At 67.3% G+C, this 11,519-nt stretch carries 9 protein-coding genes; 2 read left to right on the plus strand and 7 right to left on the minus strand.

Annotation, left to right across the window (positions count from 1 at the left end; translation table 11 throughout):
* A partial coding sequence (locus AC1DU6_RS10140; protein WP_477857003.1) for a DnaB-like helicase C-terminal domain-containing protein occupies positions 1 to 537 on the plus strand: 537 nt, incomplete at its 5' end.
* A gap of 8 nt (positions 538 to 545) precedes the next feature.
* On the opposite strand, the gene AC1DU6_RS10145 is transcribed toward AC1DU6_RS10140, so the two are convergent.
* The 4 genes from AC1DU6_RS10145 to AC1DU6_RS10160 all read right to left on the minus strand — a co-directional run bounded on the left by AC1DU6_RS10145 (position 546) and on the right by AC1DU6_RS10160 (position 5,561).
* Positions 546 to 2,615 carry a PAS domain-containing hybrid sensor histidine kinase/response regulator gene (locus AC1DU6_RS10145; protein WP_477857004.1) on the minus strand — a complete coding sequence of 690 codons (2,070 nt, stop codon included), beginning with the start codon at positions 2,613 to 2,615 and terminating at the stop codon, positions 546 to 548.
* Entirely contained in the window at positions 2,612 to 3,139 is a 528-nt protein-coding gene (locus AC1DU6_RS10150; protein ID WP_477857006.1) for a DUF421 domain-containing protein, read from the minus strand. The genes AC1DU6_RS10145 and AC1DU6_RS10150 overlap by 4 nt, the downstream gene beginning before the upstream one ends.
* 282 nt (positions 3,140 to 3,421) lie before the next feature.
* Positions 3,422 to 4,723, minus strand: a complete 1,302-nt coding sequence (locus AC1DU6_RS10155) for an MFS transporter (protein ID WP_477857008.1) — start codon at positions 4,721 to 4,723, stop codon at positions 3,422 to 3,424.
* Between the two features lie 94 nt (positions 4,724 to 4,817).
* The gene (locus AC1DU6_RS10160) at positions 4,818 to 5,561 is read right to left on the minus strand and encodes a hypothetical protein (RefSeq protein ID WP_056198080.1); all 744 of its coding nucleotides are present in this window, start codon (positions 5,559 to 5,561) and stop codon (positions 4,818 to 4,820) included.
* A 94-nt stretch (positions 5,562 to 5,655) separates the two neighbouring features.
* Here AC1DU6_RS10160 and AC1DU6_RS10165 point away from each other — a divergent pair, with 94 nt between their 5' ends.
* Positions 5,656 to 6,780: a PA0069 family radical SAM protein gene (locus AC1DU6_RS10165; RefSeq protein WP_477857010.1), complete on the plus strand. Its 1,125-nt coding sequence runs from the start codon at positions 5,656 to 5,658 to the stop codon at positions 6,778 to 6,780.
* On the opposite strand, the gene AC1DU6_RS10170 is transcribed toward AC1DU6_RS10165, so the two are convergent.
* The 3 genes from AC1DU6_RS10170 to dnaJ form a co-directional block, all read right to left on the minus strand.
* Complete coding sequence (locus AC1DU6_RS10170) at positions 6,777 to 8,447, minus strand: phosphoethanolamine transferase (RefSeq protein WP_477857012.1); 1,671 nt, start codon at positions 8,445 to 8,447, stop codon at positions 6,777 to 6,779. The two genes, AC1DU6_RS10165 and AC1DU6_RS10170, sit on opposite strands and share 4 nt — an antisense overlap.
* An 89-nt stretch (positions 8,448 to 8,536) precedes the next feature.
* Entirely contained in the window at positions 8,537 to 10,177 is a 1,641-nt protein-coding gene (locus tag AC1DU6_RS10175) for a response regulator (protein WP_082532698.1), read from the minus strand.
* Positions 10,178 to 10,420: 243 nt separating this feature from the next.
* Positions 10,421 to 11,519: molecular chaperone DnaJ (gene dnaJ / locus AC1DU6_RS10180; protein WP_477857015.1), on the minus strand; the 1,099-nt coding region annotated here is incomplete at its 5' end.

Consider the following 11,519-nt stretch of genomic DNA (forward strand, 5'->3'; position numbering starts at 1 on the left):
GCCGTCGACAAGCTCGGCAAGGCCAGCATCTTCATCGACGAGAGCCCCGGCCTGTCGCCCAGTGAGGTGCGCGCCCGTGCACGCCGCCAGGCGCGCATCTGCGGCCAGCTCGGCCTGATCGTCATCGACTACCTGCAGCTGATGAGCGGCAACGGCGGCGGCAGCGAGGAAAACCGCGCGACGGTGCTGGGCGAGATCTCGCGCGGCCTGAAGGCCCTGGCCAAGGAGCTGAAGTGCCCCGTCATCGCCCTGTCGCAGCTGAACCGCTCGGTGGAGCAGCGGCCCGACAAGCGGCCGATGATGTCCGACCTGCGTGAGTCCGGCGCCATCGAGCAGGACGCTGACATCATCATGTTCATCTACCGTGATGAGTACTACACGAAGGACGAGTGCAAGGAGCCGGGCGTGGCTGAGATCATCATTGCGAAACAGCGTAATGGCCCGGTCGGGACAGTCAAGCTGATGTTCCAGCGGATGCACACCAAGTTTGAGAACCTCGCACCTGGGTATGTGGGTGTGGAGCGTGACGAGTACTGAGGCGCGCGCTATTTCTCGGCCAGATTGGCCACCAGCAGGATGAGCTCGGCCACGTCGAAAGGCTTGGCCAGATGGGCCTGGAAGCCGGCTAGCAGCGAGCGCTTGCGGTCCTCGGCCCGGGCGAAGGCCGTGAGAGCCAGGGCCGGAATGCGGGAGTTCCGCGTCTCGGTCGCTCGCAATGTGCGGATCATCTGATAGCCGTCCACGCCGGGCATGCCCACATCGCTGACGATGACGGTCGGCCGTGACAGCTGGACGGCCTTCAGCAACTCCTGCGCCGAGGCAAAGGCCACCACCCGGGCCCCCTGATCCTCCAGGATGCGGCACAGCAGGCTGCGTGTGTCCTGCTCGTCGTCCAGCACGAAGATGTGCACGCCGTCCAGCTTGGGGAGGGCGAGATTCTCGCTGGCCCGCGCATCGGCAGAGGCAGGATCCTCGTCACGCTCTCCGGCCGCCTGCAGGGCAGACAGCGGCAACCTGACGAAAAAGCTCGCGCCCCGGCCTTCGCCGGCGCTCTCGGCGCGGATGCTGCCCCCGTGCAGTTCGATGAGCTGCTTGCAGATCGCCAGGCCCAGGCCCAGGCCGCCGTGGGCCCGCGAGGTGGAACCGTCCTGCTGCGTGAAGCGATCGAACACCTGAGGCAGGAAGGCGGCCGGGATGCCGATGCCGGTGTCGCTGACACTGAATTCCACCTGGGAGTTGAYGCGCTGCAGCAGCACCTGCACCCGGCCGCCCGCGGGCGTGAACTTGATGGCGTTGTTCAGCAGATTCCACACCACCTGCTGCAACCGACCGCTGTCGCCATTGACCATGGCGGGGCCCGTATCCAGCAGGGATTGCAGCTCCACACCTTTGGCCGATGCCGAAGGAGTGACGGTTTCGACGGCCGCCTGGATGACATTGSCCATGCTCAGTTGCTGCAGGTCCAGCCTCAGCTTGCCGGTCATGATGCGGTTCAGGTCCAGCAGGTCGTCGATGAGCTGCACCTGGGCACGCGCATTGCGATCGATGACCTCGATGGCGCGCTGCAGATTGACGCGCTCATCGCCCGGCTTGGCCCGCAGCAGCACCTGGGTCCAGCCGAGGATGGCCGTCAGCGGCGTGCGCAGTTCGTGCGACAGCGTGGCRAGGAACTCGTCCTTGATGCGCGTGGCGCGCTGGGCGGCAATGCGCGCGTTGCGCTCGGCGTCCAGGATTTCCTCGTGTTCGCGGTTGGCGATTTCCATGGCCTCGATGCGCATGCTGGCCGTCAGGTCGCGCGTCAGCTTGGCGTAGCCGATCAACTGCCCGGTCTCGTCCCGCAGCGCCGTGATGCTCACCTGGGCCCAGAAGCTCGTGCCGTCCTTGCGAAGCCGCCAGCCCGTGTCGACGAAACGCCCGATCTCCTGGGCCTGCTGCAGCTCGTATTCGGGCCAACCGCTTTCGCGCACTTCGGGCGGGTAGAAGATGGAGAAATGCTCGCCCAGGATGTCCTCGGCGGCGTAGCCCTTGATGCGCTGCGCACCTTCGTTCCAGGACGCCACGCGGCCATTCACGTCCAGCATGAAGATGGCGTAGTCGGCCACGCCCTCGACCAACAGCCGGAAACGCTCCTCGCTGCGCTTGAGCGCCTCCTCGTGGTTGCGCCTTTGCGTCAGATCACGCGTGACCTTGGCGAAACCCACCAACCGTCCTGTCGGGTCGCGCATCGCCGTGATGACGACATTGGCCCAGAACAGCGAGCCGTCCTTGCGCACGCGCCAACCCTCGTCCTCGAAGGCGCCTTCGCGCGCGGCCATCTCAAGTTCATGAGCAGGCAGTTGCCGGGCCAGTGCCTCCGGCGGGTAGAACCGCGAGAAATGGCTGCCGATGATCTCGTTCGCCTTGTATCCCTTGAAGCGTTCGGCGCCGGCGTTCCAGGTCAGCACATGGCCGGCGGGATCCAGCATGAAGATCGCATAGTCGCGCACGCTGTCCACCAGCAGGCGAAAACGCTCCTCGCTGCGCTGCAGGCCTTCGTCATCGACTTTCAAGTTCGTCCTTCCGTGTTGAGGGCGGGCCGGGGGCAGGCAGTGTGCCCGTGTCTCGTCCGACGTCATGTGCCGGGCGGTCCTTCGTCCTCGTCCCGGCGGGCGGGCTTCTTGTCGTCGTAGCGCAGCACCGACAACTTGCCGTCGCCCTCCAGGTAGGCCGCCCGCACCGCGCCGACGTCCTCGACGCCAGCCTGGCGCAATTGAGCCTCCAGATCCTCGCGCGTCAGGAACTCTTTGCGCAGATTGCGGCCCAGCACGCGCCCCGCCTTGACGAGCTGCAGTGGCGCAGGCTCGGTGAGCTTGTGCACGAGGGGCCAGCGGCAACTGGCCCAGTCCAGCGCATAGTTCCAGAACACCAGCGTAGCGACCAGGATCCAGCCCTCGGCCACTGTGTCGTAGCTGCCCGACATGGCGTTCTGCGAGGCATCTGCGATCACGACCACCATCAGGATGTCGGCGACGCCGAAGGAGCCGGGGTCGCGCCGCAGCACGAAGCGGAAGATCAGCAGCAGGAACCAGTACATCAGCGTGCCCCGCAGCATCAGCTCCAGTGGCGACACGTGGATGGCRAAAAGCCCCGAGACGTCCATGTTCACCTCCTCATCTTGTCGGGATTGAAGGGTTGGATGCGGACGCTGCTCATGTGATGGGCGATGGGCAAGCCGTGTGCCTGGCGGCGTTCCGAAGCGTTGGGCAAAAAGAGAACGCTCGACGCGAGGCGTCGAGCGTTCCGCCGTTGGCCTGTTGAGCGGCCTGTTGAGGCTACAGCTCCTGGCTTCCGACCGTTCAAATCTAGTCGCCGGTGCGTGGGCCAGCCATCTCGCCGAGGCCGCGTGGAGATGTAGGTCGTGGCCTACGCGTAGTCGGCGCGATCAACGCGCCAACGTTTCGCGCGACTCGGGTTGCAGGCTGTCTCGCCGTGCCAGCGCCGGGAAGACCTTGAACCAAAGCGCGACGATGGCCAGCGTGCCGATGCCGCCGAGCAGCACTGAGCCGACCGGGCCAAGCAGGGCCGCCGTTGCGCCGGACTCGAACTCRCCCAACTGGTTGCTCGCGCCGATGAAGACCGAATTCACGGCGCCGACGCGGCCGCGCATCTCGTCCGGCGTCTCGAGCTGCACCAGGGACTGGCGGATGACGACACTGAACATGTCGGCCGCACCGCTGATGGCCAGCACGGCGAAGGCGACCAGGAAGGAGGTCGTCAGCGCAAACGCGATCATCGTCAAGCCGAACACCGCCACGGCGCCGAGCAGCCAGTGGCCGGCGCGGCGTGCGATGGGGTGGCGGGCCAGCCAGACGCCGACGACGACGGCGCCCAGGGCCGGGGCCGAGCGCAGCAGGCCCAGCCCCTCGGGGCCGGTGTGCAGGATGTCGCGCGCGAAGATGGGCAGCAGGGCCGTGGCACCGCCGAGCAGCACGGCGAACAGGTCCAGCGAGATTGCACCGAGCAAGACGGGCCTCTGCCAGATGAAACGGATGCCGGCCGTCAGCTGCGCCAGGTCGGGGGCTGCACGGCGCAACGGCGCAGCGCGATGGCGGATCGTCAACACGCTGGCTATCGCCGCGGCGAGCAACAGCAGCGAGACGCCGTAGACGATGGCCGCGCCCCAATGCGCCGCATCGCCGCGCGCGGCAGCACCCGTCGCCCAGGGCCCGAGCGCATAGAGCACGCCGCCCAGGACCGGGCCCGCAATGATGGCCACCTGCATCGACGAGCTGGCCGCCGCCACGGCACGGGGCAGCAGCATGGGGGGCACAAGCGTCGGCATCAGGGCCTGCTGCGATGGCATCTGCAGTGCGCGGGCGCAGCCCAGCAGCACGGACAGCATCAGGATCATGTTCGGCCCCACCCAGCCACTGGCGCTGGACAGCGCCAGGCAGGCCGCGGCAACGAGTTGCAGGCCCAGGCTGGCGGCCAGCAGCAGGCGCCGGTCGTGCTGATCCACGACATGGCCGGCCGGCAAGGTGAGCAGCAGGGCAGGCAGGAATTGCGCGAGGCCGACCAGGCCCAGGTCCCAGGCGCTGGAGGTGAGGTCGTACATCTGCCAGCCCAGGGCCACCATCAGCATCTGGTTGGCTGCGCCGCCGGTCACGCGGGCCCCCAGCAGGCGCATGTAGTCGCGCTGATCGCGCAGTCGGGCGGGGGTGCCGGGAATCGCTTCGAGAGGCATTGGGCGGACGAGGGCACCTGCCAAAAGGGCAAAAGTCGCCAAGGGGAAAGCGGGCGGATTATCTCGGCCGCGTTCTCGCGGTCGCGGCTGCGTTTCAGGAGCCCGGCTTGCAGTGATCGCCGGTGAGTGTCCAGCGCTCGGTCAGCGTCGTCGTCCACGTCACGCCACTGCCGCCTTGGGCGGCTTGCAGGGCGGCCAGTTGCTGGCGCGCGGCGGCTGCTTCCTCCGGCTTGCCGTTGCGGATGGTGGCCTCGATCTTTTCGTAGACCGGCGCCATCGCGGCGGCCCGGCCCTGGGCCGAGGGCAGGGCCGCGATCGCCGCGCGGGCTTTGGCGGCCTCGGCTGGCGACAGGCCCCGCTCGACCATGGCGAGAGCGGCCGCGGGGTCGCTGCCACCGCCTCCCGGCGCGAGCGTGAGGCGCATCTGCCGCTCCCAGGTCTTGGCGTCGAGCTGCTTCCATTGCTCCTGCAGCCGGCCGGCCTGGCACTCGGCCTGCAGCAGGGTGCCGCCCTGTGCCGGCCACCAGCGTGTCTTGCAGCGGTCGGGCAACTGGTTGGGCGGCACCGAGGCAGCCGGCACGCACCAGGTCACCGGCTCGGTGCCGGCATAGGTCTGTTGGTGGGAGCGGCCGTCGGCCCGCGTGGTGATGAAGCGGTTGCCGTTGCTGCCGTCCCAGCGCTCGACGCGTTCGACCAACAGGGGGCCGCTGCCGCTGCGCATGGTGGCTTCGCCATCGATGCGGTAGTGCCCCGGGGTCGGCAGGGGTGAGGCGGCGCCGCAGGTCGCGGCCAGGGCAAGAAGCAACAGCGGCCAGGGCCGCGCAAGTGGATGGGGCATCGGGCGGACTCTACGCAAGGCGTGTCACGCCACCATCCCGAGGAGGCGCGGGGTTTGCCTGGAATATCGTCAAAATACTGTATATATTTACAGTATGTCGCCTGCTCCCACCCGCATTGCCGCCGCCCAGCCGGCCCTCGTCCCGATCGACTCCATCAAGGGCCGTGGCACGGCCACCGCCATGCCCCATCGCTTCGAGCAGCGCGAGCGTGAGCAGTACGACGACGGCTGGGGTTCGCTGGACCAGGAGGCCGGCGAAGAGCATGTGCCGGTGGCCACGCAGATCATCGAAGAGCACGCCAAGAAGATCGTCACCAGCAACCAGTCGCCCGACATCTCCTTCGACTACTCCATCAACCCGTATCGAGGCTGCGAACACGGCTGCATCTACTGCTTTGCGCGGCCCACGCACAGCTATCTGAACCTGTCGCCGGGGCTGGACTTCGAGACCCGCATCATTGCCAAGGTCAATGCGGCCGAGCGTCTGCGCGAAACGCTGGCCGGCGCCAAGTACGTGCCCAAGTCGCTGGTGCTGGGCACGGCCACCGATGCTTACCAACCGGTTGAACGCAAGCTGGGCATCACGCGCCGCATCGTCGACGTGCTGGCGGAGTGCAGCCACCCGTTCTCGGTCGTCACCAAGAGCAGCGGCATCGAGCGCGACCTGGACCTGATCGCACCGATGGCCATGCAGGGCCTGGTGTCGGTCTACCTGTCGGTGACGACGCTGGACAACGACCTCGCCCGCATCCTCGAGCCACGCGCTGCGGCGCCCGCGCGGCGGCTGCGCACCATCCAGGCACTGGCCGAGGCTGGCGTGCCGGTGGGCGTCAGCGTGTCGCCCGTCATTCCCTTCATCAACGAGCCCGAGCTGGAACGCATCCTCGAAGCCGCTGCAGCGGCCGGGGCGAGTTCGGCGTTCAGCATCCCGGTGCGCCTGCCCTGGGAGGTGAATCCGCTGTTCCAGGACTGGCTGCAGCGCCACTTCCCCGACCGCGCCGAGCGTGTCATGGCGCGCATCCGCGACATGCGCGGCGGCAAAGACAACGACGCTCGCTTCGGCACGCGCTTTACCGGCGAAGGCGTGTGGGCTCAGCTGCTGCAGGCGCGCTTCCAGCGGGCCGTCCACAAGCTGGGCCTGCGCAACAAGCGGCGGCCGGTGCAACTGGCGCTGTTCACACCGCCACGCAAACCGTCAGCGCAGGGGAGCCTGTTCTAGCGCCGGCAGCCGGCGAGCAAATCCCAATCGGCCTTGTAGACGTCCGACCGAGCGCCCACCCAACCCATCGCGGTGTGGAAGAGGTTGTCGTGCGAGGCGGGCTTGTCGCGCAGGCCTTGCAGGCAGCCGGGCTTCAGCGACGCAGCCAGCCCTCCACCCTCGGGCACCCACAGCACCATGGGCACATGCGTTTGCTCGGCCGGCGCCATGGCATAGGGCATGCCGTGCAGATAGAGGCCGTTCTCGCCCAGCGACTCGCCGTGGTCAGAGACGTAGAGCATGCCCACATCGAAGGCCTGTTGCGCCTGCAGCCAGGCGATGCTGCGCGCCAGCAGGCGGTCGGTCGTCACCAGCGTGTTGTCGTAGCCATTGACGACCTGCTCGCGCGGGCACTGCTGCAGCGCGTTGCTCTTGCACTCGGGCTGGAAGGGCTTGAGGTCGGGCGGTGAGCGCTTGAAGTAGGCCGGGCCGTGGCTGCCCATCTGGTGCATGACGAGGACGACGCCACGCTTCACACGCGCCGGATCCAGCGCCGCGATGCGTTTGTCCAACTCATGCAGCAAAGCTTCGTCGAAGCATTCTTCGCCATCGCACAGGCCCGCCGGCAGCGGAGCCGCGCCTTCAGGCAGCTTGGCTGTTGAGCTGTTGGGCACGCGGTCGCAAAGGCCTTTGCAGCCGCTCTGGTTGTCCAGCCACAGCACGGCCAGGCCGGTGCGTTGCAGCACGTCGAGCAGGTTTTCCTGCGTACCCTTCACGTCGCCAAAAGCCTCGCGGCCCAGCGGCGAAAACATGCAGGGCAGGGAGGCCGCCGTGGCGGTGCCACAGGAGGTGACCTGGCGCAGGCTGATCAGATTCGAGCTTGGCAGCTTGGCCAGCTCCGGGTTCGTTTGCCGTGCGTAGCCGTTCAGGCTGAAGTTCATGGAGCGCGCCGTCTCGCCGACGACGAACAGCAGCAACGGCGGCCTGGCCCCTTCCGCGCGCGGCAGCAGCCGGGCGTCGACGCCGATGACGGCGGGCGGGCCGCTGGGTGCGGCCTGGCGGCGCAGCGCGGCACTGMTGATCGAATAGACCGCGTTCAGCGGCGTGACCATGTAGCGGATGGTCTTGTAGTTGCGCATCGTCGATGACAGATCGGCAAACACGCTCAACGCCAGCAGCACCATCGCGACGAGGCCGAGGCCAAAGGCGACGACGTTGCCGCCCAGGCGCTTCGGCAGGGCCTGCCGCGGCGCGGTGGGCCGGCGCAGCAACCACCAGGCGGGCAAGGCGCCCAGCACTGCGATGCTGACGAGCAGCCGCCAGCTCAGCAGGTCGCGCGTTTCGCGCACGTCGGTCTGCACCATGTTCGTGACCATGGTGGGGTCGAAGACGATGCCGTAGCTGCCGATGAAGTGGGCCAGGGCGCCGGCGCTCAGCAGCAGCACGACGAGCAGGCCCTTGATGAAGCGCGGCCAGGCCAGCAGGCTCAGCAGCGCGCCGGTCGCGGCGGTGACCATGCCGGCAAAGGCAAGGATGAAGAAGGGGCGCACATCGGCCATGCCGTGCAGCTGCTGCCACAGCGGCCAATTGGCCAGCAACCCCATCCACAGGGCGGCCAGCCAGGCCTGGGTGAGGGGACGCGAGGTGTCGGGCTGGAACCAGGCCAGCAGGCGCTTGAGCAAAGGCATCAGGAGGCGGAAAGAGGCGGCGACGCATTCTCGCGGCCCCGCGCGGGCTGGCGTCTCGGGTGATACGTGGCCGACAGCGCCGGGTCAGCTCAAGCGGCGATTTCGGCCGTCGCCGCGCGCAGCGTGACGCCGCCCGCGGCCCGCGCCTTGCCTGGCCCGCCGCCCATGGGCTTCACATAGCGCCCGTGCAGGTCGTCGATCTGTTCGGCAAGGCTTGAAGCGCCTTCGATCTTCTCGGCATGGCGTTTCAGCACCAGGCCGGCCATGTCGATGAGCTTGGCGTTGCGCGTGGCCTCGCCCTGCTGGATCAGCAGCTCGACGGCCACCTTGGCACTGCCGCGCAGCGAGTGGCGCATGGCCGTCTCGGCGACATTGAAGATCTGCTGGTGACAATCGCGGAACTGCTCGGCCGCGCCCTGGTGGCCTTCGGACATGGACACGAGGATCTCGGTGCTGGCCTTGGCCGAGCAGTAGCGCGTGCCCAGGCCGCGCAGAATGGGCATCATCTCTTCAAGCTCGACCTCCTGGCTGGACAGGCGTATCCACAGCGCCGTCAGCAGCGAGGCCGCCTCGAGGTCGAAGTTGCCGCTCTGGGCATGCTCGGTGACCTCGCGTGCCATGACCAGGGCCTGGCCGACACGGCGCTCCAGCAGGAAGGCCAGGCCGCGCAAGACCAGGTCAAAGCGCTGCAGCCGGATGGAGCCCGGCGCGCGTTCCAGCGCGGCGGCCAGCGCGTCGTGGGTGTACTTGAAGCCCTTGTGGTCCTTCGCGTCAAAGCGCATCAGGCCGATCAGCACGAGGCTGAGCATGTCGAAGAGCTTGGAGCGCAGGCCCTGGGACATGGCGCGCTCCAGCATCTTCAGCGCCTCGGCGCGCTGGCCGGCGTAAAAACCCAGTGAGCCACAGCGCTGCAGGCGCAGCAGGCAGCCGGGCGTCAGCGTCGCGGCGGTCTGATAGGTCTTGAGTGCCTGGGCGAGGTCGCCCTGTTCCATCTGCACATGGCCCATCAGGTCATGCGAGTCGGCGTAGTCGGGCAGGTCGCCGGTGAGGTTTTCCAGCGTGCGGCGTGCGGCCTGCAAATTGCCGCTGGCCACCTCGGTACGCGCCACGCCCAGTCGCGCCCAGGGCACGGTCTTGGCAGCGATGATGGCCTCGTACAGCGTGCGCGCGTCGTCGAAGCGCTTCAGCCGCAGCAGCAACTCGGCACCGATGCGCGCGGCATAGAGCCAGTACTTGTCCTTGGCATCGAAGCGCGCCAGGCAGAGGTTGGCAGCGGTCTCGAAGTCCTGGTTCTCGATGGCCTCGAAGATGCCCTTGAGCACGCGCTTGCGGTGGCGCGCACTGGCCAGGCGCTCGGCGAGGTTGGCGCTGGTGTAGGGCTTGATGAGGTAGGCGTCGAGCGCGGCTTCAGCGGCCTCGGCCACCTTGGCGTACGTGGCCTCGCTCGTCACCATGACGAAGACCGTGGAATAGGGCAGCAGGCCTTCACGACGGAGTTCGTCGAGCAGGTCCTGGCCCGAGGTGTCGCTGCTGTCGAAGTGGTAGTCGCACAGCACGATGTCAAACGTCTGATGCTCCAGCATCACCCGCGCATCCTTCACGCGTGGCGTCTGGCGCACGGTGCCGACACCCAGGTCGCGCAACTGCGCCGACATCAGGCTGCGTGAGTTGGCGTTGCTGTCGATGATCAACGCCGACGCCGTCTGGATGGTCTGGTCCATCAGGAACATGCGGCCTCCCGCCCCGGCGCCGGGCCGTGGATTTTGATCGGGAGACGCGCAGAAGAAGTCACTTATGAGTCATTGGGGTGACAGTCGACGGACTTTAGGGTTTATGAGTCAAGTCGGGAGATCTCGTTTACTCGCTCTTTTGGTGCGCGGCGTGATTTACGACGCAGGCGGGCTGCGCGTGACAGGCGTAAAAAAGCCGCGGCTCCTTGCGGAAGCCGCGGCTCTGACCGGTTTGGTGCTCGCTTACTTGAACAGGTCCTTGACCCGATCCGTCCAGCTCTTGGCGTTGGGCGAGTGGCGCTCGCCCCCTTTCTTCAGCGACTCATCGAGCTCCTTGAGCAGCTTCTTCTGATGCTCGGTCAGCTTGACCGGCGTCTCGATGGCGATGTGGCAGTACAGGTCGCCCGGATAGCTCGAACGCACGCCCTTGATACCCTTGCCACGCAGCCGGAAGGTCTTGCCGTGCTGGGTGCCTTCGGGCAGTTCGATCTCCGCCTTGCCGCCGAGCGTGGGGACTTCGATGTTGCCGCCCAGGGCGGCGGTGATCATGGACACCGGCATCGTGCAATGCAGGTCATCGCCATCGCGCTCGAAGATCTCGTGCTGCTTGATGCGGATCTCGATGTAGAGGTCGCCGCTGGGGCCGCCATTCACGCCCGGCTCGCCATTGCCCGCCGAGCGGATGCGCATGCCCTCGTTGATGCCGGCTGGGATCTTCACTTCCAGCGTCTTCTGCTTCTTGACCTTGCCCTGGCCGTTGCAGGTGGTGCAGGGGTCGGGAATGATCTTGCCGCTGCCGTGGCAGTGCGGGCAGGTCTGCTGGATGCTGAAGAAGCCTTGGCGCATGTGCACCGTGCCCGAGCCCTGACATGACCCGCAGGTCTTGGCGCTGGTGCCAGGCTTGGCGCCGGTGCCGCCACAGGTCTCGCAGCCTTCCCAACTGGGAATGCGGATCTGCGTTTCCTTGCCGCGGGCGGCTTCCTCGAGCGTGATCTCCATCGCGTAGCTGAGGTCACTGCCGCGGTAGACCTGCTGGCCGCCGCCCGCACCACGGCGCTGGCCGCCTTGGCCGCCAAAGATGTCGCCAAAGATGTCGCCGAAGGCCTCGGCAAAGCCGCCAAAGCCTTCCGCGCCCGGGCCGCCGCGGCCGGCGCCCATGTTGGGGTCGACGCCGGCATGGCCGTACTGGTCATAGGCCGCGCGCTTTTGCGCGTCGGACAGCATCTCGTAGGCCTCCTTGGCCTCCTTGAAGCTTTCCTCGGACTTCTTCGCCCCGTCGCCCTGGTTGCGGTCGGGGTGGTGCTTCATGGCCAGCTTGCGGTAGGCCTTCTTGATGTCTTCC

It is taken from the genome of Roseateles sp. P5_B10, from assembly GCF_056400485.1.